The sequence below is a fragment of the Sediminitomix flava genome (genome assembly GCF_003149185.1).
Taxonomy (GTDB): domain Bacteria; phylum Bacteroidota; class Bacteroidia; order Cytophagales; family Flammeovirgaceae; genus Sediminitomix; species Sediminitomix flava.
Map to the genome: position 1 here is coordinate 130,102 of NZ_QGDO01000002.1, position 25,122 is coordinate 155,223.

Genomic DNA, 25,122 nt, shown 5'->3' on the forward strand with positions numbered 1-25,122 from the left:
CAAACCCTTCTAAATAAAAAGACCTAAAGTATTAATCTATTTTGAGGGGAGTAATACTAGCTCAATCAGAGATAATATCTTTAGTCTCTCCTATTTCTAGTTTTCTAAATTCTTTGAAAAAATGAAAGAGGAGATCAAAGACCCCCCCTTTAACACAAAGAACTCTATATATTTAAACCAAAGTTTTTATTCTCATTTATTATACCAACTCCGAATTATGGAGGTGATCAATTGTATTTTCTAAGATACTAAAAGCATTTTCAGCCATCGTATTCAGTCTATCCAATGTAGGATTAACTTCTACCATTTCCCAAGCACAAACTTTTGGAGACTCTACTAGGTACTGATTAATTTCTCTAGCCTCTTCAACACTCAACCCATTTGGAACAGGTGTTCCTGTACCAGCAGATATAGCCGAATCCATACTATCTACATCAAAAGAAACATAAATCAAATCACAATCTGTCAACTTTTCTAATACTTTATCGACAATTGCTCTTGTGCCTAGCTCACGTACTTCAGCTACGGTGAAATTACGAATACCGTGCTTCTTCATCAAGTGATCTTCAGGAGATTCTGTATCTCGCACTGCGATAAATACAATATCTTCTAAATTCATTTTAGCACCTTCTACCCCAATGTTTTTGATATGATTCCAATGGTCAATAGTCTCCTCTGAAGGCGAGTTTACTTTACATTCCAAATTATTGGTATCTGTTACCATCGACAAAGGCATACCATGCATATTTCCACTTGGTGTAGTGTAAGGAGTATGCAAGTCAGCGTGAGCATCAATCCAAATTGCTCCAATTCTTTTATTCGGATACTGTTTTTTGATACCACAAATTGTTCCAGCTGCCGTAGAATGATCTCCAGCAAGAATAACAGGAAAGTTTCCTTCTTCAAAAATTGAATTTACTCCATTTGAAACACGCTCCAACATTGTAGCGACTCCATCAATGTATTTCGCATTCGGATATTTATTTTGTTTCAGAAGCAACTCATTTACATCTTTAATCTCAATTGAAGGTAAAGAGGCAAATAAAGACGAACCTTTTAAAATACTTGCAACTTCCAAAGCATCTACGCCCATACGAGCACCTCTAGTTCCTGCTGCAATTTCAGAACGCACTTTTAGTAACTGGATATTCTTTTCCATTGTGTAATTTTTTGTGTTGATGAAAATTAATAATTAGGAATAATAGAGATAGTCTATACTCTATTTCAAAACTGAAAAAGACATAAAACTAGATCTGTTGATCGGGTGACCACAAAGCTATTATTCCAAGAAAGTAAAGTGTATGATGTTAAGACAAAGTCAAGAACTGACCTTGTAGGTAGAATTTTGACCTATGAGAAGGCCAATAAATGGGATGGCTTAAAATTCTTGTGTAGCAGCTCTGAAGGACTGCTTTTCACTGATAAAATAGTCATTATCTATCTGTGATTTTGTTGTTGTATGGGAACAAAGGTATAAAATACATTTTTATTATTAAATGTTTACAGTGTAAATTTGTAATCATTAAGAGATATGATAGCATTTTTTTCCCATAAAAATGTTGATATACTGGATTTGATAGGGTTTAGTGTTATCAAGCTGACAGAAAGAACATGTAAGAGAGGAAAAGAAAAATTTTTGACTTACATTAAGGCTTGAGAAACGAAAAAAAACACGATTTGCTTCACTATTTTTTAAAGTCTGTGAACAATTCGAATCAAAAAAAGTTATAGCTTTGTAATTTAGAAAGATACTAAATAAAGAGACATAAAATGAGTGCAGATAAAGATACAGCAATCTTAGAAGAATTTACCTCAAAAGAATATGAGCACGGTTGGTCTGTTGACTTTGAGACAGACGAAGCGCCTAAAGGACTTAATGAGGAAATTATTCGTTTTATTTCTGCTAAGAAAAATGAGCCAGAATGGATGCTTGAATGGAGATTGAAAGCATTCCGTCACTGGAAAACCCTAGAAACTCCTGAATGGGCTAACGTTGATTTTGAAGACATCAACTACCAAGACATCATCTATTATTCTGCTCCTAAGCAAAAGATAGCACCTAAGTCTTTAGACGAGGTTGATCCTGAGTTAAGAGAAACATTCAAGAAATTAGGTATCTCTTTAGAAGAACAAAAAAGACTAACTGGTGTAGCCGTTGATGCCGTAATTGACTCGGTTTCTGTAGCGACTACATTTAAAGATAAATTAGGAGAGCTAGGAATTGTTTTCTGTTCATTCAGCGAAGCAGTTCAAGAACACCCAGAACTAGTAAAAAAATACTTGGGTTCTGTAGTTCCTGTAGCAGATAACTTCTTCTCAGCTTTAAACTCAGCAGTATTCTCAGACGGTTCATTCTGTTACATTCCTAAAGGAGTGAAATGTCCGATGGAATTGTCTACTTACTTCCGTATTAACGCAGCAGGTACTGGACAATTTGAGCGTACGCTTATTGTTGCCGAAGAAGAGTCTTACGTTTCTTACTTGGAAGGATGTACAGCACCTCAAAGAGATGAAAACCAACTTCACGCAGCAGTTGTGGAAATCTACGTACACAAAGATGCTGAAGTAAAATACTCTACGGTACAAAACTGGTATCCTGGTGATGCTGAAGGAAAAGGTGGTGTATATAACTTTGTGACTAAGAGAGGTATTTGTGCTGGAGACAATGCAAAACTTTCTTGGACTCAAGTAGAAACAGGTTCTGCCGTAACTTGGAAGTACCCATCATGTATCTTAAAAGGAGATAACTCTATTGGAGAATTCTACTCAGTTGCTGTTACAAACAACATGCAGCAAGCAGATACAGGTACTAAAATGATTCACCTTGGTAAGAATACAAAGTCAAGAATTGTATCTAAAGGGGTTTCAGCTGGTAAATCTCAAAACTCATACAGAGGTCTAGTGAAAGTTTCAAAGAGAGCTGAAGGAGCTCGTAACTTCTCACAATGTGATTCTCTTCTAATGGGTGATCAATGTGGAGCACATACCTTCCCTTATATCGAGATTGACAACAAAACAGCTCAAGTAGAGCACGAGGCTACAACTTCAAAAATTGGAGAAGACCAAATCTTCTACTGTAACCAAAGAGGTATCGATACAGAGCAAGCAGTTGCACTTATCGTAAATGGTTATTGTAAAGAAGTATTGAACAAACTTCCAATGGAGTTTGCTGTTGAAGCTCAAAAACTTCTAGCACTTAGCTTAGAAGGTTCAGTAGGATAAGAAATAGTTATTCTAAAGATATATTCAAAGGGTTTCTCTGCTTACAGAGAAACCCTTTTTTAGTATTCTGTTGTTTCTAAGTAATGGAAGCTAACAGAAAAAACAACTCATACGACCCTACTTTCGATATGTTCATTGGCTCACACTTGAGCATGATCGGTATTTTATTTTTCTCATTTGCCTTTATTGCTGAAACGACGGACCCATTTACTGTTGGTAGTCTTTCTATTGTAGGCGGTACTTTATTTTTTGGTGCAACTAAACTTTTACATCGTACCTATCAAAAAGTTTGTGGCTTGGAAAGAATAGAAAAGGAAAGAATAAAAAAATATATCTTAAACCGTTTTGGAAATGATTCTTCTATTTCGATATCTGAATCGGAGCTATTAGAAAATTATGAAGGAGATGCCTGTTTCTTCAGAGAAGTTTTAGATCAGTTGAGTCGACAAGGAAGACTTTGGGTTCATAAATCAAAGAAGAATCAACGATTTTATAGAGCATTTCAGGCTTAAATCTATAATTTATACATGACTTGGAAATCGAATGAGTGTTTATTGCTTCCTTCCCTCAATTCATTTCCAGTCCCTATTTCAGTTCTATCAAAGAAATTTGTGTTGGCATACTTCAACCAGCATCGAAATTTTTTATTGAATTTATAACAAACTACTAGAGCCGTGCGAAACCCATTCCCATAATAATTCTCAAAACTATATTGATAAAGCATACTTGGCTCCCACAAATAGAAACGAACATCATAAGCTTCAGAATTATAATAAGCCAACCTAAGATCGAACTGAAATTTTCGCCATTTATATCTGACATCCTGAGCTAAAAGTACTCCATAAATATTTTCTTGCTGAGATTGCCATTTCCCTGCTAAATGAGAATTAAGAATGAGATTTTCTCTACTCTCATTCCTGTAATTTAACCTAATATATAACCTTTCCCTGAACACTAAAGAGGACACTTCCGATAAATATTCATTGAATTCTTGATAGCTCAAACGAAATTGAAGAAGGTGATTTGTCTGCACTTCCCAATTCACTTTTAAGAAAAAGTCTGAGCCATTTTCTGTTTGTAGGTCATATTTTTTAAGCCAAGGAAATTTATAAAGATCAAAGTAAAGAAAACCCTCTAAATGCTTACGAGGCCTCCAAAATAAGGTCGTATATGTTCCTTGTTCATTCTGAATACTTGAATTTTTAGACAGACTCCCACCATAAAAGGAATGAAATGATGGAGAATAATCCCTATGTAAAACGCCCAATTGAAAGCTTCTAGAAAAACTATGAATCAAACTACCAGAAAAAGCCCATGCATTTGAAGATGAGTAAGCTACCTCAGCTTTTAAACTCATACTTTGATAATTCCCTTTTAAGTCTACGCTCCCTAAATGATTATTGATACCACTAAAATCTTTTGTATCTGAAAAATCTTTAGCAACAACTAGAGAGTCTGAAAATGATTGGTACAAATATGTTCCTCCAAGTGTAAGCTTATCTTCAACAAACCCCTTCTCAAAATGAACCCCAAAAATCCTCTCGGTTAATTTATCTTTTTTATCAAGTTCACCTTCAGTCCTATGCAATCCATTATCTGAAATTCGGAAACCCAAATCATATTCTACAGCATCTAGCTTCCTTATAGAAACAAATGGTATGAATTCGACTCCTTTCCATTTGAAATTACTTGTAACACCACTTAAATAATTATATTCTAAGGCACTTGTAAATGGATATATTTTCTGATCATTAGGAAAAATCGCTTGAATAGGGTCTGCGGAAGGTGATAATCTGAAACCACCTCCCATCACCAAGCCTTGACCAAATCTGAGTTGATAATTCCCAAAAGTCACATTCTTAAAAGCACCAATCCTATCTAGTTGTACTCCCCCAGATGCAAAATCAAAACCTTTTTCACCAGCATCTTTTTCAAAAAGTAGATGTAACTTATATTTTTCAGAAACTTGGCTTCTAAATCTCGTTTGCCACTTCCAAGGACTTCCTATGTACTTTGCATCAGTCTCGGAATTACTTTCATAACCCTTTGCCTTAGGAAAGACAATGCCTGCTCTTGCTACCACATAATGATTCCCTTGCTCCTTTACATTCACTTTCTGTAAACTTACTTTTTGTTCAAATGCTAGATAAGGTCTAATACGTCTCAACACTTGTAAATCAAAAGATGAAAGTTGCTGAAGCTCATAAATTGAGTTATAAAATCCATACTTTTTTCGATGGTTTAGAATCTCTTCAATTTGTTCATTATCCAGAAAAAAGAGTTTTGACAATTCTTCTTTTGTTGCATAATTGATTTGAATTGGATGCTCTTTTAGGTCAGCCAATTCATTCATCAAGATTTCGACATTTAAAACACCTTCTTCATTCTCGATATTTTCACTTAAATCTTCAAATGAGTGCTCTAGACTTTGTGCTATCAGGAAACTAGGAAATAAAAATGAAATGGTTAACAGAAGTATTCTAGTATATTTCATTTAGAATTTGAGTTTAGAAAAAGAAGTAGATAGGCTAAGTTGGTGGCTTGTTTTCAAAAAAGGATGAGTGATTAAAGCATAAGCAACATTTACTTTCTTCAAAAAAATACTCCAGCCAAAATGATACTTCGAAGGCTTATTAGAATAACCAGTTCTTATGATAACAGCTTCTGAAAGTTGAAACTCTCCTCCAAAATTGAAGAACATTTGTTGGTCTGAACGGTAAGCAATCTTGGGTTGTAAAATGATATTATCAGTTGGCTTTAGTCCCAATCCAAAATGAATTGATGAATAGAATTCACTTTGAATAAAAGAATCTAAATTTGCTTTGGGTGTATTAAAAGTGAAATTCTTAACAAGAAGTTGAGCCTCTACAAATGAAGAAAGTGGTAAGCTAACAGAGGCATCAAAACTATACGAGAGTTGATTAATCCATTCTCTAACATGAAATTGTACCAAATTAGACTGAATACCAATTGAAACATTTCCAAGCAGTTGAGACCACCCTATTGTAATCAGCTGTTCATTATATAAGCCATCACCAAACCTGTGAAGCCCCACACCTATCGCATTGTCCTTGAGTGGATAAATGATTGAAAGTTGAGAACTCTGAAACCCTAGTTGCTGATACAACAGAGAGGTAGAAACACCTATTTGTACTCCATTTAGCCTAGATACTTGAGATAAATTGTGGAAAACAGCCCAAACATTTTTATTACTCAAAGCTGAAAATCCCATTCCACTACTCTCTGCACCTGCATTTATTTCATATTGTTGAGCGAAAATGTAAGAAGACCACAAAAGAAAAATAGTAAGAAAGAGTGGTCGCATAAAAAGGGTTAATCGGTTAAATACTCATTTATTGAATGTAGATAAACGATTGATAAATAGCTTCAATAAATAGAATAATACTGAAAGGGGTTACATAAGATATTTATATACTTCTATTCTCTGAGATGAAGATAAAATCTACAATCTTTATGATTTTATATTTTTCGCTTTCTAGCGACTTACTAACATGTAATATTATTCTAAGAATGTCTTTGATCCATAGAAAGATATAATGTGTTTTTTCTAATCTCTTCAGTGAATGATACTGCCATTTTTTATCTTTTCATTGTCTTAGAAAGAAACAAAATGCTATTGCTAAACCCACAACTCACTATTCTTTATGAAATCGTTTCTGCTCAGTATATGGCTCATACTTTTTACACCTATCATTCTTCTTGCCCAACAACAAGAATTAAGAGTTGTTGTACAGCCTTTTAAAGGTTTAAAATCTTCAAATGCTCAAAAATATCAGCAGCTTACAGCACAGCTAACTGAAAACTTGATTAGCACCGGCAAATTTGAGGTTCTAAACCGAGATAAAGCTACTTGGGAGAAAATAGAAGAAGAAATTGCTTTACAAGAATTTGTTGATCAGACTACTCAAATAGAACTCTCAAAACTTGTAGGAGCTTCTCATTTTATAGAAACAAACATCACAAAAGAACAAACACAATATATTCCAGCAGAGAAAGATCAATCAAATAACATCGTTTACCCATCTTCATACAGAGCCAATGTTGGGGCTTCATTACAAATCTTAGATATAGAAAAAGGTACTTACTTAACTTCCATTGATGCCACAGCATCTGCAAATGCGAGATCAAGAAGCGCTGCATTACAAAATGCGCTCAATATTTTGGTAAATGATTTGAGTGTCAAATTAAGTAAGAAGTTCTTGATTACAGCTCAAATTCTTCATCATCTTGACGGTCAGAAATTAGTGATCGACAAGGGGAGTCAGTCGGGTGTGCATCAACATATGTGGTTTGATATCTATGAAGCTTCAGATGTAGAAGCCTACCCAAAAGTAAAAGCAAAAGTAAAAGTAATCAGTAGCGAAAGTCAGACCTCATTAGTAAAACTTAGAGAGGGTGTCATAAATAAAAAAGGGGATTACATTCTGAAGGAAAGTATCCATGTAGTAGAAAAAGAGCGAGGTTTTGTGGAGAAAAAATCTTTTGATAAAATCTATATGGATGCAGGGAAAGATCTGGGTATAAGAGCTGGAGACAAGTTTGTAGTTCAGAAAGAAATTGTAAAAAAAGGACTCAACAGAGAGTTTAGTGTTCAGAAAAATATTGGCAAAATTCACATCGAAAAGGTCGGTGAAGATTATGCTGAAGGGAGAATTATTGAAGGTATTTACAGAGTGAAAAAAGGGATGAAACTCATTCAAGCTGATTTCCCTATGCACAGATGGAACATTGGTTTTTCATATGGGATACCATTAAATATTTCAGTAAATGCGAATCCTACTCAAGTAACAGAATACACTTTCAGTAATACTAAAAACGATAATATAGTTGTTACCAATGACTTTATTGAAGACTATGAAGCGCTAGATGAAACCCAAGTTTCGAACTACAGGTTGTTTTTTTATTGGGAATCTCTAAAATCTAGAAATGCTTTTGGACTGGTTACAGATATGTATCAGATTGGTCAAAATAGTAGTACTGATTTTAGATCATGGTCTGTTGCACTTAGTTTAAAAAGACGTTATGGTCTCATTCCCGAATTTTTATTCTTGTATCCAAAAGCAAATGCTGGAATTGGATGGATTTCTCACAGGCTTCCCGATGATATTCTCAATGATATCACATCCAATGAGACCAACAGAATGTACAGTGTATCATTTAGTGGAGAAGCAGGTGTTGAATGCCAAGTGAAATTTGGACATATTTCTCTATTTGCAGATGCTTCATACCGTTTTACAAGTTTCAAATCTTGGAAATATTCTTATTCTGAAACAATCTACTCTTCTGGTGACGATGATGAAGATAAAATTAGGACTTATAATCTTCCCGATAACTTTGTCCCTTACCCAGAAATCGATTTATCTTCTTTCTATTTAAATCTTGGACTCATCATTAAAATTTAAGTCTTATGAAACGATTCATTGCATGCTTCTTCTTATTGAGTCTATATTTTACATCATTTGCTCAAAGACCAAATTGGAGTTACCATCATCAGAGAGAAAAGCTGTTTCCAAAAGCAAAGTTTCTGATAGGCTTTTATCAAGTACCAATGGAAACTTTTGAACAAGAGAAAATGCAGTCATTAGAGCAATTGGCGAAAACTGCACTTATAGAAAATGTTAGAGTAAATGTTCAAAGTGTGAGTACACTCAAAGAAAGAAGTTTTAATGATGAACTAGACACTTATTTTGGCAGTGACAGCAGAGTAAATGCTGAACTAGAATTAAGTGGCCTTCAAATTGAAAGTTATTTCAATAAGTTTGACAAAGAAGCCTATGCTCTAGCCTATGTAGAGCGTAAAAAACTTATAGACTTTTACAGCGGACTACTAAACCGAGGATTAAAAAAAGGAAGTACAAATAATAATGAAATTCGTATGAATTTGGTTGATGGTGAAGTTGGTACAGCCTTAAAATGGTATAGTGAAAATGTAGCCATTTATATCAAAAATAAAGAATACACTTCCATTTTAAATGGTCTTGGTGTATTTGGAGAACTCTTACCCACTTCCGAATTTGACGTCTTCGAACAAGAATTATTTAGCCTTCATTCATTCTTTTCAAAAAGGTTAAAACTGACTTCTATTCCAAAAACAAACACTCAAAATCACCTAGGTGCTCAACTTAATTATGAAGGTGAAAAGGTTGAAGGGGTAAAAATTAAATTTCAGAATCTACTAGATAGCACGAGATCGTTTCTCACAAATAATGAGGGAAATGCTGTCATTCCTAAAAAGCATGTTCCAGTTCAGAACATTTTCCAACTCCATGCAGAAATAGACATTTGGGCAGAGCTCCCTGAAAAACTCCAAAACCGTTACCACAGTAAAGCCAAATCACTATCATTCCAAAGCCTTCATAAAGAAATTAGGGTTATTGAGGCTCAAGTCTATATCAAAAGTATCGAATATAGTTTGGGAGAAAAGCAATCACAGTCATTAATAGAAGCTCACCTTAAAGACTTACTAGCACTTAAAGGCTATGTTTTTACCGATTCTCCTCAATCTGCGGACTATGTGATTACAATTAATGCTGAAAGCGAAAAAGGACGTAGTATGTACGGACGTTATGTGAGCTATGCCGATGTGAGTGTAAGTGTAGAAGATTCAGAAAACGGATTAGAACTTTACCAAAATAAATACCCAGAAATCAGAGGAGTCGGGCGTTCATATCAGAATGCAGGCAGGTTGGCTTTAGAAAATGTACTACCTGACCTCAGTAAAGATATTTTAAAAACAATAAAAGGAGAATAGTTTACATAATACTTAAATACAGGGAAACAGTTTGCCTTTAGCATTGTTAGTTAATTGTAACCCTTTTATGTAGTAGTTATGTACAAAGAATCTTACCTGCCTGTAGGTTGCGACTTTTATGATGAACTTACAGCACTTTCATTCAAAAAAGAAAATTTGAAAATCTTTTTCTTCAACGAGAAAAATGAAGTGGATGAAGCAAAGGGCTTATTGACCGATATCCTCACACTTCAGAAGGAAGAATTTGCTCAAGTTGGAGATCAAAAAGTAAGGCTAGACAAAATGATCACTATTAATGGTCGTCCTGGACCTGCTTATGAAGAATATGACAGTTACGCCAATGCTTGCCTAAGTTGCCAATTAGGCTACGAATAGAAATTCTACCCAAAGAAAAAGTCATCCTCAATTTAACAAGGATGACTTTCTTACTTTTTATAAACGTATTACTTTTTCTTTCTTGCTTGCTTCGTCTTTGTTTTCTTACGAGCAACTTCTTCATTAACTTCAATCTCCTTAACCAAGTTTTGCCAATCAGCCTTCTTACTCTTCGTCTGGGTAATGATTGGGTCATAGTCTAAAGAATCGTCAATGAGAATTGGAATCTGTTGATTGATGAATTTTTCAATTTCTTTCAACATTTCTTTTTCGCCCGAAGAAACAAAAGACACGGCTACACCTTTCTGATTTCCTCTACCTGTACGTCCAATTCTATGAACATAGTGCTCTGCTTTTTCTGGAAGATCATAGTTGACAACAAATTCTACACCTGATACATCAAGTCCACGTGCTGCAATATCTGTTGCTACCAATATCTTGTTTTCTCCAGATCTAAACCTTTTAAGCGTATCTAAACGCTCTTTTTGTTCTTTATCTCCATGTAAAGATTCAGCATGAATATCTACACGTTCCATAGCCTTCACTACACGATCTGCTCTAACTTTGGTTCTTGCAAAAACGATAATTTTCGATTGCTCATTCGCACGAATTAGCTTCTCCAAATAGAAACGTTTATCATCCATTTCAATCTCCATTTTACAATGCTCTACATTTTTAGAGATTGGATTCTTAGGAGAAATCTCGATACGCAATGCGTTTTGACTTACCAATGTATAAGCTAACTTCTTAATCTGCTTTTCAATCGTTGCTGAGAAAAACAGCGTTTGTCTCTTTTTAGGTAAGAAGCGAATAAGACGTTGAATATCTTTGATAAAACCAGCTTCAAGCATTCGGTCAGCTTCATCAACTACTAAGATTTTACAATCATCAAGTTTCACAAAGCCTTGACTTTGTAAATCAAACAAACGACCAGGGGTTGTTACAAGAATATCAGTCTTTTTCAGACTTTCAATTTGTTTTTGATTAGAAACACCTCCGTAAACTGCCGTAGTTCTTACTTTAAGATATTTCCCTAGACTTTTAAATACTTCAGTTGATTGTTCTGACAATTCTCTCGTGGGAGCCATTACAATGGCCTTCACGCCTTTCGCTTTTTGAAAAGCTGGTTTTGTCATCAACTGAAGAACTGGTATTGCAAAAGCTGCTGTTTTTCCAGTACCCGTTTGTGCAATCCCGAGCAAGTCTTCGCCCTTCAAGATTGCTGGAATAGCTTTATCTTGAATTTGAGTAGGCTTTCTCATACCTGCATCTTCCAACGCTCGGATGATTCTGTCGTCTAGTTTAAATCTGTTAAATCGCATACTGCAAAATTAGGTGTATTCTATTTAAAGAAAAAACAATGCGCCCTTTCCTATAGTTGAATTACATTTTTGACATTCTTAATGAACACTGAATAATGCCTAGAATGAACGCTTGAAACGTAATATCCATCAAAAATGTTTATTCGACTCTTCTTTAGTTAAGATTTATTAAGAGATAATAAAATGAACTGAAACCCAGTTTTTATTGCTAAAAATCAGATGATGTGCAATTTATTCTAAAATAAATCACTTTTATATGCATCCTAGAAATAAGGAATTCCTTACCTTCGCTAGGTGATTCTAATCTCAACTGAGATTATTATACTGTAATTTTGTTTTTTTTAAGAGCGAAAAGGGGCTGAAATTCTCTGTTTTTCCTTTTCCTTAAGCAACTAAAAGAACCAAGAAAGTGAAAGTCATTATAGCTGGCGCTGGAGATGTAGGGTTTCATCTTGCTAAATTATTAGCAAATGAAGAACATGATATTACGCTGATCGATGTAGATGAGAGTCGACTAAACTACGCAAATTCACATTTGGATGTAGCCATCACAAAAGGAGAGTCTACGTCATTTAAAGTATTAGATCAAGCAGGGGTACATAAATGCGATATGCTGATTGCTGTCACCACAGATGAGGCAAACAACATTCTTACAGCTACAATCGGAAAAAGATTAGGAGCTAAGAAAACAATCGCGCGTATTAGAAATAGTGAGTTTCTTCAGAAAAGAGATATTCTGGACCTTCGAAAAATGGGGGTTGATGAATTAATTTCGCCACAACTTTTGGCTACAAAAGAAATTAAGCGACTCTTAAAAGAAGCTGCAATCACAGACACCTTCGAATTTGAAAGAGGTCTTTTATCACTAATCGGTATTACAATTGATGAAGAAGATCCACTTCACAATCGTACGCTGAACGAAACGTCTGTTCTGAATCCAGACTTAAACTTCCTAACAGTTGCGATCCTTCGAGACAATAAAACGATTATTCCGAGAGGAAGTACTCGTTTTAAAATGAAAGATCACGTTTACTATATCGCTAAACCAGAAGGAGTTGATAGAGTTTTAAAACTTACGGGTAAAAAACAGCGAAAAAAGATACGTCGAATCATGATTTTAGGTGGTTCACAAGTAGGTTATTATGCTGCTCGCTCATTAAGTTACAAATACAACATCACCCTTATTGAAAAAGATAAAGACCGTTGTTTTGAATTAGCCGACAAGCTTCAAAATACGCTTGTTATCAATGGGGATGGTAGAGATGTAGAACTATTGGAGCAAGAAGGTATTGAAGAAATGGATGCTTTCATTGCTGTAACTGGTGATTCTGAAACAAATATCATTACAAGTTTAGTAGCCAAAACTCACGGCGTACAGAAAACCATTGCCCTTGTTGAGAACATGGATTACATCCACCTTTCTCAAAACATTGGTGTGGATACACTAATTAATAAAAAGCTTATTGCGGCCAACTTTATCTTCAGATACATTCGTAAAGGTCAAGTACTTTCACTTACAAGTATTCATGGTGTAGACGCCGAGGTACTTGAGTTTGTAGTACATGAAAATTCAAGAATTACTGAAGGTAAACTGAAGGAACTAGATTTCCCTAAAACAGCCATCATTGGAGGAGTGATCAGAGGTAATCAATCTCATATTCCGCTTGGAGACTTTGAGTTCAGACCTTACGACCGTGTTGTTGTTCTTGGTCGTCCTGGATGTATTCCAAAAATTGAAGCTTTTTTTAATTAACATTGATAGATTCACATAACTGACACTTTTTACGTCAGTAACGGAAATGGGAAATAGAGAATTTAATCGAAAGACACCTTTATTAAACTATAAAGTAATTGCAAGTCTGATGGGAGTACTACTCATTTTGAATGGTATTTTCATGCTGATTTCATTACTTATTTCTTGGTACTATAAAACAGAGCACTGGGATGCACTGCTTATATCAGGATTAATCGCCGTTTCTTGCGGTAGCCTTGCATTTTACTTAGGCAAAGGGCATGAACTAAGAAAGCAAGACAAAAGCAGCAAGAAAGAAGAACTTAAAAAGAAAGATGGATTCATGATTGTAACCCTTGGTTGGGTTTTAATGTCTTTCTTCGGATGCCTTCCATATGTCATCAGTGGTGAAATTCCATCACTCACAGATGCTTTCTTTGAAACAATTTCAGGCTACTCAACAACTGGAGCATCCATTCTTACAGACATAGAAGCTGTAGACAAAGGAATCCTATTCTGGAGAAGTTTGACACAGTGGATCGGGGGTATGGGAATCATTGTACTTACAGTTGCTATCTTACCAATTTTGGGAATTGGAGGTATGCAGCTTTTTGTAGCTGAAGCACCTGGTATCTCTCCTGACAAATTACAGCCTAGAATCAAAGAAACAGCCAAAAGACTTTGGTGGGTATATTTAGGTTTAACCATGGTAGAAATGGTTCTTCTCATGTTTGGAGGAATGGACCTTTACGATGCTTTAAACCATGCATTAACTACTATGGCGACTGGCGGATTCTCGACTAAGAACACAAGTGCTGCAGATATGAGTCCTTACATTCAATATGTAATGATTGTGTTTATGTTCTTGGCCGGTATGAACTTCACACTCAACTATTTTCTTTTCAAGAGAAAGTTTCGTGAAATATGGGAGAATGAAGAGTTTAAAGCATACTTAGCTCTTGTTATTTTCTCAACCGTGATTGTAGCAGGAGTTGTTTACTCGACATCATTTAACTCTAACGAAAAGATTTTCAGAGACTCTTTATTCCAAATTGTATCTATTATTACAACAACAGGATATGTTTCTGCAAACTATATGGAATGGCCTTCTTTAGCCATAATGTGGGTATTTATCCTCATGTTTATTGGTGCGATGGCTGGTTCTACTGCTGGTGGAGTAAAATTGGTAAGACATATTTTACTATTCAAAAACACAACTTTGGAGTTAAAAAGACAACTTCACCCTTCAGCGATCATTCCTGTAAGATTTAATAATAATGCAGTAACTGAAAATATCATTTACAATGTATTAGCCTTTATCGTAGCTTATATCTTTGTATTTGGCATTGGCGTACTTATTTTATCAGGATTAGGTTTAGACTTTAATACGAGTTTAGGAGCTGTAGCTACAAGCTTAGGAAATATTGGGCCAGGTATTGGTTCTGTAGGACCTGTAGATAACTTTGCACACCTTCCTGCTGCATCTAAATGGATATTATCATTCTTGATGCTCTTAGGTCGATTAGAGCTATTTACAGTCTTGATTATATTTACTCCTAGCTTCTGGCGAAAGTATTAATCATTTAAATATAACGAATGAAAAAATCCTGTACCGATTAGCTCGATACAGGATTTTTTATTGCTTATTCAAAATCTATTAAAACTTGATTCTTTTCAACATTATCACCTTCGGATAATAGTATTTTTGTGACTGTGACATCAGAAGAAGCTTTGATCACATTCTCCATCTTCATCGCCTCAAGAATCAATAGCTTCTCTCCTTTCTTAACTTCTTGCCCTTCTTCTACGGCTATTTCTAATATTAAGCCAGGCATTGGAGCTTTTAGATTTTTCACCCTCTTAGATTGAGTTGAATTTAAGCCCATTTTTTTCAGAAGCTGATCCATCTCTGTTGTGATATTCAAGGTATATTCTCTATTATTTACAAGAAGAGTTACAGAGTTCTCATTCCAGTCTGTCTTGACTACATCGACATGATAGCCTTTATTTTTATAGAGAATATGGTAAGAGTTTTCTTTAATTTTCTGAACGTCCCAATCTAAAATTTCAGAATTAATAAGGGTTTGTCCATTTTGTGAATCAACTTCAAAAGTGTTATTATTTTGAGTTGTAATAGTTAGCATATGTTGAATGTTTATGTATTGGTTTCGAGTTGACCTCAACATGAAATACCGTCTTCAAAGATTTAGCAATCTCATGAATATGTACTTCTCGTTCAAGTTGGGAAACCGCAAGCTTTCGCCCATTATCTCCCATTTTCATCAACTCATCTATTGGTTTGTCTTGTAATGTACAAAGATTTTTTTGAAACTCTTCGATACTTTCAGGACAGGAAACCAATCCACATTCATATTTTTTTATCATTTCAGCACCTTCCCCTGCTCCATTAAACAAGATAGGTAAACCAACAGCTAAACTCTCATACATTTTAGCAGGAACAGTTCCATACACATGCGCTCTTTGACAAATGAGAGCTGCATCAAAAGATTGAAGTAGTTGAGGAATTTCTGAAAATGAAACAGTCGGGTGTAAAAATATCCCCGAATCAGGGTTTGCATCTATGTAATTCTTTATAGCCTTAGCTTCAAAGCCATCGCCATAAATATGTAATTCACAATTGAAACTTTTGAAATCCGTTCTTTGACATAGATTAAATAAGCCGTGGGCTACTCCCAAAACCCCAGTATAGACTAACTTTAATGGTTCACCATTACTTCTAGAATAAGATAATTTCTTTTCAAACTTTGAGGTATCTACACCAGTACGGCATAAGGTACTAGGAAGTGAAGTTGCGGCTAATATATGGTCTCGAATTTCTTCAGACTGAGCAAATAGTTTATCGCTGCTTCTGTAAAAAAATCGCTCAAACTTACTCAGAAGAGAATATGTCAAACTCTTCTTGGACAACAAGCCTAAATCGGCAATTGCTGAAGGCCAAAGATCAGAAACATTCAAATAAACCTTTGCCCCTAAGAGTTTAGCAAAGATTAAAGCTGTAAAAGGTTGAAGTAAAGGAGGTGTCTGAATAAGAAAAACCTCAGGTTTACGCTTTAGCAAATGCGGAAATGATCCTAAAAAACTTAAGCCCAAGGAAATCATTCCGAAGAGTCGGGCAATTTTACTTGCATTTTGACCTGTAGAAAACCAATGTCGTCTTACTTTAATACCATTCACCTCTTCTTCTACAATCCATTTTCCTCTGTATTCTTTCTGGATACGATTTGTAGGGTAAAAAGGGTGTGCAGTCATGATTTCGACATCATGTCCATCCTTTTTGAGTGCCCATGCAATATCTTGGAAAAAAAAAGGTGCAGCCCCAAAATCTGGGGGATAACTATGTATAACGATATTAACTTTAGCCAACTTCTCTTTGGTTTTATTCTTCTCAACACAAGCTGATCTTTAACGATCAACCTCTCCCATCACGACATCAAAAGATCCCATAATTGCAATTAAGTCAGCTAGTGGAACCCCTTTAGCTATTTCTGGTAAAATAGATAAATTCACATAACTACAAGCTCTAGCTTTTACTCTCAAAGGCTGATCAGACTTTCCAGAACTTCTGAAATAAAAGCCCAATTCACCTTTAGGGTTTTCAGCCCTAGCGTAGTAATCCATTTTTACTGGTCTAATCTTTTTAGGAACTAAAGCTTGAGGATCAAAATCTTTATCTCGTTTATGCTTCTTAGTTAGAACGTCTAAACATTGAGAAATAATATGTAGAGACTCGTAACATTCTTGAAGTCTTACATCTGTTCTATCCCAACAGTCTCCAACTTGTCCCATCTTACCTTCTCCTACTGGAATATTGAATTCCAATTCTGGATAAACTGAATATGCATCTACTTTTCTAAGATCATATTTCAAACCAGAACCTCTTAACATTGGACCAGAAAGACCATAATTTATGGCAAGATCTCTTGAAATTACGCCAATATTAGCCGTTCTCTCAATAAAGATCTTATTCTCCATCAGCAGTTCCTTGAACTCATCCAATTTTGGTTTCAGATATTGCACAAATTCACCGCACTTTTCTTCAAAACCAACAGGAAGGTCATAATATAAACCACCAATCCAGATATAATTATATAGCATTCGAGCGCCCGTAATCCATTCCAATAACCTTAGAATATGCTCACGGTCTCTCATCACCCATAAAAATGGCGTTGTAGCTCCAATATCGATACCAAAGGTACCTATAGCTAGAAAATGAGAGGCTATACGATTCAATTCGGCTACCAATACTCTGATATACTCCACTCTAGGAGGTATCTTATCATCAATACCCAACATCTTTTCAACTCCCATTGCATATGCGTGCTCTGAATTCATTGCAGCAGCATAGTCCATACGGTCTACGAAAGGAATGACTTTAGGAAATCCCACAGACTCTGCATGTTTTTCAAAACAGCGGTGTAAGTATCCCAAATGAGGAACAACTTCTTTGATATACTCTCCATCAGAAAGTACTTCCAAACGAAGAACCCCATGCGTAGACGGGTGATGCGGCCCAATATTAAGCAGCATTTCACCATCCTTTAAGTCACTCTCTTTGTAAAATGTAGGAGCAGAATTCGTTAGATGATTTTGGTCGTATTGGTATTGAATAGTTTTGCTCATGCTATAAATATTATTCTACAAAGATATAAAATGATTTTTTTATTACATTCTTGGCAATAGATACTAATTGAATTTAGAGTGATTTGTTTACGAATTCTAAAGCTTTTCGTCTGATAGCGGCTTTTTATACCTCAAATCATTTTTTGAAAGTTACTACTTTTTAAGTACTTTAGATTTATTAACACTTAAATTAATCCTAATTGGAACTTTATAAAATAAGTCACTTTAGGCACTATCTTATCTCATAACTTATACTCATACTCTTGACTTCTGATTTCTTTACAAATACTTTTTCATACCTGTCCACAGGAATTATGATTGCGATTTTGTCGTACTATTTTTTTAAACTATTTAATTGGGTTAACTTGAAAAAGCCCAATCATCAGAGTCTACATGTCTTTGTCATACTATCTTATTGTATTCTAATGAGTGGTTTAGTACAAGCATGTAAGAGTTCATTGGAAATCCCTAAAATTGAAACCGCTGTTTTCCTCGGGAATAAAGCCAATACATATTCTAAAAACCCTCATGTTTCCTATAATATGACGCAAAAAGGGAACAAATACCGAATTGCCTACAAGTTTGCTGATCACAATGAACAAATTCAGACATTTAATACTCAATTAAATATTAATTCGGTTCAGAAAGCAATCAATGATTTTGGACTTCCTAAACAGTTATTCAGACCTCAGTATGTTACCGCGGGATTTCAGTCAACAGATAATGAAATAAAAGGCTTAACCGCTTGGGAATATTCTGCAAAAAATAAGGTTCGTCCAAATATTAATAAGTTAGTAAAAGCGTACAGAGACTTTGCCAAGCCTATTGCAGCCTTTACAGCTAAGACTTTAGGAACAAATGCCACAAAAAGAGAAATAGTAGATTTTGTCTTAAAATTCTGCCAAGATATTCCTTTCGGAGTCCCTCCTAGTTATAATCAAAATTTGCATATTGGAGGATTACTAACTCCTCCTCACTTATTGGTTAATGGATACGGAGATTGTGACTCGAAAGTAGTTCTTTTCACTTCTATATTATCTTTTTTTGATGAAATAAATACTGTACTTCTCTACATGCCAAATCATCTTGGCGTTGCCATAAAACTTCCCGTCATTGAAAATGATGAGTTTATTAAAATTGGAGATGAAGAATTTGTGATAGCAGAACCTACAGGCCCCATCAGGCTACCTTTGGGTAAAAAAGGGAAAGAACATGGTCCGATTAAGGAAATCGTATCAATTTCAATTGGTAAAGAGCTACAAAGAAAAACTTCTGTAGAACACTCAGAGCATTTCATTCACACAGGAAGCATTACTTTTTGGACAGATATTAAAGATGAGGGAGAAATAGAGGTTTTTCTAAACAATACTCAAATAGGGAAGCTTGATATTTCTTTTGATCAAAAGCCTGAATGCAGAAATATCAACGCTTTAGTAGTAGACAAAGAAATTGGATATTATCAACTCGAAGCTAAAAGCAAAAAAGGCTCTATTTGGTCAGGTACAATCACTGTAAAATCTAATACCTGTAAGTTAGTTAGAATCGGTCATTAGTTACTGTATCTTTTCTTTTTCAAGAATATCACGGACAATAGCCAAATGATGATTTGTATGAATTTCTATAAATCGTTTGGCTTGATCTCTATTCAGAAGATTAAAAACAGGATGCTCAAAATAAGAATTGGGAGGTAATTCATCTATTTTTTCTACAAAGACTTTCGCTGAATCAAACTGCGTGAACAAATCTTCCTTATTTATCTCACTCGGAGGCAAAACAGCTTGAGGAGATTTTGCCTTCCCTCTTGGGATTTTCCCTGTCATAAAAACAAAACTACGCATCAAATTGAAATTAGACTTATAGTTTTCTGGATGAGAAAGCTCTAATGCTCTATAAATCTTATTGACAACTTTCAATGTGTGATCTAGATGCCACGCTACATTAACCTCAGAAACTTCCGTATTAATAGTATCCATTAAAGGGATGTATTCATAGATTTCTCCTAATTGCTTTTCTAAATAATTTTCTGACATCTGATTTGAGTTTGAGCAAGAAGACAAGATTAGACAAATAGATATAACAATTATTCTTAGCATCAATAAAATTATGTTGAAGTAGTCTAATCTATAAAAGAGTGCTTTGAAAAGAAAATCTTTTTAGGGCAGTTTTTAGATGAAAAAAAGAATCACTTAATAGGTATATACGGTAAGTTTAAAATATAATTTTATAGAGTTATTGAAACTCTATTAAGACCATGTCTTCGTTTTTTTGTTACTTGCTTTACATTTCACTATTTACATTTTAAAACTGTATGCAAACAAAAGAATCTTTTATGAACAGGGCGTTAGAACTAGCGCTTCTAGGTTTTGGCAAAGTAAGTCCTAACCCAATAGTTGGATGTGTTATTGTTAAAGATGGAAAAATCATAGGAGAAGGTTACCACAAAGTATACGGTGGTCCTCATGCAGAAGTAAATGCGGTAAACAGTGTAATCAACAAAGAAGACATCAAAGGATCTGATGTTTACGTCACCTTAGAACCTTGTAGCCACTACGGTAAAACACCTCCCTGTGCAGATTTATTAGTTAAACACCTTCCTAAAAAAGTTATTGTCTGTAACCTTGACCCCAATCCTTTAGTAGCTGGAAGGGGAATGAAAAAGTTAGAAGACGCAGGGATAGAGACAGAAGTAGGTGTTCTTGAAGATAAAGGTCTAGAAATTAATCGCCGCTTTTTTACATTCATGCAAGAAAAGCGACCTTATATTATTCTAAAATGGGCACAAACAGCTGATGGCTATGTGGCTAGAAAAAACTTTGATTCTAAGTGGATCAGTAATTCTTTTTCTAGAAAAATGGTGCACAAATGGCGTGCAGAAGAAGACAGTATAATGGTCGGGAGAAATACAGCTCAATACGACAACCCTAGTCTTAATGTACGAGACTGGCAAGGTAAAGACCCTGTTCGGGTAGTAATAGACTCAGAGCTGAAACTGAGCAAAGACCTTAACTTATTCGATCAAACAATACCTACCCTATGTTATAACTTAAAGCAAGATCTAGAAGATGGCCTTGTTACTTATATAAAAGTTGAGAAAGAAAATTACTTGTCAGCTATTTTTACTGATTTATTTGAGCGAAAGCTTCAATCCATCATTATTGAAGGTGGAAGTTATCTACTACAGAAATGTATAGATGAAAATTTCTGGGATGAAGCTCGAGTGTTTATGGCAAAGACAACTTTTGGAGATGGTATAAAAGCTCCAAGCTTAAAAAACGCTAAATTCATTTCAGAAAATGAACTACAAGGAGACAAACTACAAGTTCTTAGAAATATTTAAATAAATTCTATTAAGTTTGTCAACCTATTTAATACTACTTTAAAAAAGAAAACTGTTATTATGATTTTATCCGATTCTCAAATATTGGAAGAAATCAAGAAGGGAAACATACTCATTGAACCTTTCGATGAGAATTGTTTAGGCACTAATTCCTATGATGTTCATCTGGGAAGATACTTGGCCGTATATGAAAATGAAGTTTTGGATGCACGTAGTCATAATCAAATCAAGACTTTTGAGATTCCTGATGAAGGCTTCGTAATGCAACCTAACAAATTGTACCTTGGTGTAACTAAGGAGTATACGGAAACACTTTATCATGTCCCTGTTTTAGAGGGAAAATCAAGTGTAGGCAGACTTGGAATAAATGCGAGTGCAGGTAAAGGAGATGTTGGCTATTGTAACACTTGGACATTAGAAATCTCTGTATCACAGCCTGTTCGTATCTACAAAGGAATGCCAATCGGTCAAATGATTTACTTCAATGTAGAAGGAGAAATCAGAAACTATTACCATCTAAAAGAAAATGCAAAATATAGTTCACCGAGTGTAAAACCAGTTGAATCTATGCTTTGGAAAAATAAATTTTAGAAAAAGAATTTATCTACATTCATATTGAATCCGAACTGAACATTAACTTCATCAGTTCGGATTTTTTTATGCTTTTGTATTTAAGGAATGAAGGTATTGTTCAAATCAAACTAAGTTAAATCTTTACAAACCCATTCCCATAGGTTTACTTTAAGTCATCAAAATTGTGTCTCATTCTTCAGTAAAGGATGTAAATCTACAAACATCTTGTTTTAAAGGTATGAGCGAAAAGAAAGAGGTTTTAGAACTCCCTATAGGTTTATTTAGCGAACACAGGGACATTTATGAAAAAACATTTCAGACGAAAATTGATAAACATCGAAACTTCCTAAAGTTTGAATTTGGGTCTGGGAAGGGAATTATATACGAACTCAATCTATCTGAAGGAATAGATGTTGTTATTTATTCTTTCAATAAAAAAGAGGAACTTCCTTTCAAACTCAATCATGGCAGTACCAATGACAAAGTAAAATTCAATGTTTTCCTCCCCAAAGAAAATAACGAAGGATACTTTCACCATGGAATAGAATTCTCATCAGGTATTTCTTTATGGATTGGCCATAATGACTTCACCTCTGGCATTGCTCCTAAAGGTAAATCTTCATGGCTGACATTTTTTGTATCTAATACCATAATGGAATCTTATGATTTCCCTCTTTCATTAAAAAAATGGATAAACCACAATAAAAAAGAAGAATACTTAATGCTCGTTGAATCTCTTCCTCTAGAAATTGAACTACTCACCAAAAAAATTCAAGCCCAGCTCCAAGAAGACGACAAGTGGCTTGAACTGGAAATGAAAGGTCTAGCCTTACAAGTTTTATCCCTCACAATAAAATCATTCTATGCTAGAATTATTAAAAATTCAGATGTTAAATACCAACTTATTAATACTAACGATTACAAAGCTTTGCTGAAAGCTAAACAGCTCATAGATCAAAGTGAAAACCATTTTCCATTAGTCTATAATTTAGCGAAGGCGGTTAACTTAAGCTTACGAAAACTTCAACGACAGTTTAAACAAGTATTTGGGATGACTGTGACTGACTATATTCAGAAAAAAAGAATGGAAAATGCAATCGAAATGCTATCCAATGGGAAAAGCTCAATCACAGACATTGCTATGAAACTAGGTTTTGCGAGTGTTGGACATTTTTCATCTACTTTTAAAAAATATTTCCAACTCACCCCCAGAGCGTACCAACAAAAATTAAGACTTGATAAGTAAAGAATCTTTACTTGTCGTGAATATTGAACTTTTTGACGTTTTTATTTAGCTATTTAAAAATTCAAGTCACCACCTTTGTAGAGTAGACATACACTTACCATTATGACGTACAACTCACATAGCTAGACTATAGGAGTTGTAACCTAATTTATTAACACTATATCAAGTAAAAATGAAAACAATTGACCTTTTAAAAGGACTTGGTCTTGGCTCTACGCTCCTCGGAGCTGCCGTACCTTCTATCGCAGAAGATGCCCTAAAACCTAATGTAAAACAGGATGAAAAACCTAACATTCTAGTTATTATGGGAGATGATATTGGATGGTTCAATATCAGCGCATACAATGACGGAATGATGGGCTATAAAACACCAAATATCGATAAAATAGCCAATGAAGGAATTCGTTTTACAGATGCTTATGCTCAACAATCCTCTACCGCTGGTCGTTCTGCCTTCATTACAGGACAAATGCCTTTCCGTACAGGTTTATTGAAAGTAGGATTGCCTGGTGCTGAACTAGGAATACAAAAAGAAGACCCTACTTTGGCTGAATTATTAAAACCACTAGGTTATACTTCAGGACAGTTTGGTAAAAACCACTTAGGAGATAAAGACGAATTCTTACCAACTAACCACGGATTTGATGAATTCTATGGAAACCTTTATCACTTGAATGCTGAAGAAGAGCCAGAGCACCCAGACTATCCTTCTGATCCAGCATTTAGAGAACAATTTGGTCCGAGAGGAGTCATTCATTCTACAGCCGATGGCCCAATCCGTGATACAGGACCATTGACCAAAAAGCGTATGGAAACTATTGATGAAGAAGTTTTAGATCATGCTAAAGACTTTATCAACAAGGCCGTAAAAGAAGAAAAACCATTCTTTACTTGGGTAAATACATCAAGAATGCACGTTTGGACGCACTTGAAAAAAGAATCTCAAGGAGTAACAGGACAAGGAGTTTATGCAGATGGTATGGTTGAACATGACAACCATGTTGGTGAATTGCTTCAATTACTTAAAGAATTAGGCATTGAAGAAAATACAATTGTAGTATACGCAACAGACAATGGTGCACAAGTTTGTTCATGGCCTGACGGAGGTACTATTCCATTTAGAGGAGAGAAAAATACAACTTGGGAAGGTGCTTTCCGTGTTCCGATGATGGTAAAATGGCCTGCAAAAATTAAAGGTGGACAAATTTCAAACGACATCATTTCACTAGAAGACTGGGTTCCTACACTAATGGCCGCTGCTGGTGATACAAACATCAAAGGAAAATTATTGAAAGGCCATCAAGCTGGAGATATGAACTACAAAGTTCATTTAGATGGATATAACTTCTTACCATATTTTGAAGGAAAAGAAGAAGAAGGTCCACGAAACGAATTCTACTACTTCTCTGATGATGGTTCTTTATCTGCTATCCGTACAGGTGACTGGAAAGCCATTTTCTCAGCACAAGAATCAAAAGGATTAGATGTTTGGGCTCGTCCATTCACTACTTTCAGAGCACCATACTTAGTTAATTTGCGTCAAGATCCATTTGAAAGAGCAATGGAAGAAGGCATGTCTTACAATAAGTGGATGTATGAGCATGTATTTATGTTTGCTCCTTCTCAAAAGAATGTTCAGAAGTTATTGATGACATTCCAAGAGTACCCTCCAAGACAGCGTCCTGGTTCTTTCACTATTGATGATGTTTTCAAAAGTATCCCAACAGTAAAGGAGAGAGAAGTACTTAAAAAATAGTCCATTTAGTATTGTTTCATTTGAGGTTAATTTCCCTCCTAAATCTTAGGATTTGGGAGGTTTTTATCTCCAAATTGACATATCTAAAAACTATTAACAATTCAATCCTAATTGCCCCAAAACAAAAAGACTACTCATATTGAGTA

At 35.0% G+C, this 25,122-nt stretch carries 20 protein-coding genes; 12 read left to right on the forward strand and 8 right to left on the reverse strand.

Annotated features, from left to right (window positions below):
- Positions 1-199 precede the first annotated feature (199 nt).
- Entirely contained in the window at positions 200-1,159 is a 960-nt protein-coding gene (gene rocF / locus BC781_RS07895) for an arginase (protein ID WP_109616699.1), read from the reverse strand.
- 611 nt (positions 1,160-1,770) lie between these two features.
- Here rocF and sufB point away from each other — a divergent pair.
- Both sufB and BC781_RS07905 read left to right on the forward strand, forming a co-directional pair.
- Positions 1,771-3,222, forward strand: coding sequence for a Fe-S cluster assembly protein SufB (sufB, locus tag BC781_RS07900; protein WP_109616700.1), 1,452 nt, complete (start codon positions 1,771-1,773; stop codon positions 3,220-3,222).
- 83 nt (positions 3,223-3,305) lie between these two features.
- Positions 3,306-3,734, forward strand: a complete 429-nt coding sequence (locus BC781_RS07905) for a hypothetical protein (protein ID WP_109616701.1) — start codon at positions 3,306-3,308, stop codon at positions 3,732-3,734.
- Positions 3,735-3,736: 2 nt separating this feature from the next.
- On the opposite strand, the gene BC781_RS07910 is transcribed toward BC781_RS07905, so the two are convergent.
- A complete protein-coding gene (locus BC781_RS07910) occupies positions 3,737-5,716 on the reverse strand; it encodes a ComEA family DNA-binding protein (protein ID WP_109616702.1) in 1,980 nt (659 codons plus the stop codon).
- On the reverse strand, positions 5,717-6,547 hold the full coding sequence (locus BC781_RS07915) for a hypothetical protein (protein ID WP_109616703.1): 831 nt from the start codon (positions 6,545-6,547) through the stop codon (positions 5,717-5,719). It abuts the gene before it with no gap.
- 340 nt (positions 6,548-6,887) lie between these two features.
- Between BC781_RS07915 and BC781_RS07920 the strand changes: the two genes are divergently transcribed.
- From BC781_RS07920 to BC781_RS07930, 3 genes are all read left to right on the forward strand, one after another.
- Positions 6,888-8,645, forward strand: coding sequence for a hypothetical protein (locus BC781_RS07920; protein ID WP_109616704.1), 1,758 nt, complete (start codon positions 6,888-6,890; stop codon positions 8,643-8,645).
- Positions 8,646-8,650: 5 nt separating this feature from the next.
- Positions 8,651-9,994, forward strand: coding sequence for a hypothetical protein (locus tag BC781_RS07925; protein ID WP_109616705.1), 1,344 nt, complete (start codon positions 8,651-8,653; stop codon positions 9,992-9,994).
- A 78-nt stretch (positions 9,995-10,072) separates the two neighbouring features.
- Entirely contained in the window at positions 10,073-10,369 is a 297-nt protein-coding gene (locus tag BC781_RS07930; RefSeq protein ID WP_109616706.1) for a hypothetical protein, read from the forward strand.
- A 68-nt stretch (positions 10,370-10,437) separates the two neighbouring features.
- Here BC781_RS07930 and BC781_RS07935 read toward each other — a convergent pair whose 3' ends face one another.
- A complete protein-coding gene (locus BC781_RS07935) occupies positions 10,438-11,691 on the reverse strand; it encodes a DEAD/DEAH box helicase (protein ID WP_109616707.1) in 1,254 nt (417 codons plus the stop codon).
- A 409-nt stretch (positions 11,692-12,100) separates the two neighbouring features.
- Between BC781_RS07935 and trkA the strand changes: the two genes are divergently transcribed.
- Positions 12,101-13,444 carry a Trk system potassium transporter TrkA gene (trkA, locus tag BC781_RS07940; RefSeq protein WP_109616708.1) on the forward strand — a complete coding sequence of 448 codons (1,344 nt, stop codon included), beginning with the start codon at positions 12,101-12,103 and terminating at the stop codon, positions 13,442-13,444.
- Between the two features lie 46 nt (positions 13,445-13,490).
- Positions 13,491-15,002 (forward strand): TrkH family potassium uptake protein, encoded by a 1,512-nt coding sequence (locus tag BC781_RS07945; protein WP_109616709.1) that lies wholly within the window; start codon positions 13,491-13,493, stop codon positions 15,000-15,002.
- A gap of 64 nt (positions 15,003-15,066) precedes the next feature.
- On the opposite strand, the gene BC781_RS07950 is transcribed toward BC781_RS07945, so the two are convergent.
- The 3 genes from BC781_RS07950 to BC781_RS07960 are packed head-to-tail and all read right to left on the reverse strand — an operon-like array spanning position 15,067 to position 18,064.
- The gene (locus BC781_RS07950; protein ID WP_158281422.1) at positions 15,067-15,567 is read right to left on the reverse strand and encodes an acetyl-CoA carboxylase biotin carboxyl carrier protein subunit; all 501 of its coding nucleotides are present in this window, start codon (positions 15,565-15,567) and stop codon (positions 15,067-15,069) included.
- Positions 15,542-16,807, reverse strand: a complete 1,266-nt coding sequence (locus BC781_RS07955; RefSeq protein ID WP_109616711.1) for a glycosyltransferase family 4 protein — start codon at positions 16,805-16,807, stop codon at positions 15,542-15,544. Before BC781_RS07955 ends, BC781_RS07950 begins: the two co-directional genes overlap by 26 nt.
- A gap of 39 nt (positions 16,808-16,846) precedes the next feature.
- Positions 16,847-18,064, reverse strand: coding sequence for an NADH-quinone oxidoreductase subunit D (locus tag BC781_RS07960; protein ID WP_109616712.1), 1,218 nt, complete (start codon positions 18,062-18,064; stop codon positions 16,847-16,849).
- A 425-nt stretch (positions 18,065-18,489) separates the two neighbouring features.
- Here BC781_RS07960 and BC781_RS07965 point away from each other — a divergent pair, with 425 nt between their 5' ends.
- On the forward strand, positions 18,490-19,617 hold the full coding sequence (locus BC781_RS07965; RefSeq protein ID WP_109616713.1) for a hypothetical protein: 1,128 nt from the start codon (positions 18,490-18,492) through the stop codon (positions 19,615-19,617).
- Here the strand turns inward: BC781_RS07965 and BC781_RS07970 are convergent, their stop codons facing one another.
- Positions 19,618-20,094, reverse strand: coding sequence for a hypothetical protein (locus BC781_RS07970; RefSeq protein WP_109616714.1), 477 nt, complete (start codon positions 20,092-20,094; stop codon positions 19,618-19,620). It abuts the gene before it with no gap.
- 278 nt (positions 20,095-20,372) lie between these two features.
- On the opposite strand from BC781_RS07970, the gene ribD reads away from it, so the two are divergent.
- From ribD to BC781_RS07990, 4 genes are all read left to right on the forward strand, one after another.
- Positions 20,373-21,401, forward strand: coding sequence for a bifunctional diaminohydroxyphosphoribosylaminopyrimidine deaminase/5-amino-6-(5-phosphoribosylamino)uracil reductase RibD (gene ribD, locus BC781_RS07975; RefSeq protein ID WP_109616715.1), 1,029 nt, complete (start codon positions 20,373-20,375; stop codon positions 21,399-21,401).
- Between the two features lie 60 nt (positions 21,402-21,461).
- Positions 21,462-21,992: a dCTP deaminase gene (dcd, locus tag BC781_RS07980; protein WP_109616716.1), complete on the forward strand. Its 531-nt coding sequence runs from the start codon at positions 21,462-21,464 to the stop codon at positions 21,990-21,992.
- 220 nt (positions 21,993-22,212) lie between these two features.
- Positions 22,213-23,220 (forward strand): AraC family transcriptional regulator, encoded by a 1,008-nt coding sequence (locus BC781_RS07985; RefSeq protein WP_109616717.1) that lies wholly within the window; start codon positions 22,213-22,215, stop codon positions 23,218-23,220.
- 172 nt (positions 23,221-23,392) lie between these two features.
- Positions 23,393-24,976 carry an arylsulfatase gene (locus BC781_RS07990; protein WP_109616718.1) on the forward strand — a complete coding sequence of 528 codons (1,584 nt, stop codon included), beginning with the start codon at positions 23,393-23,395 and terminating at the stop codon, positions 24,974-24,976.
- Positions 24,977-25,122 lie beyond the last annotated feature (146 nt).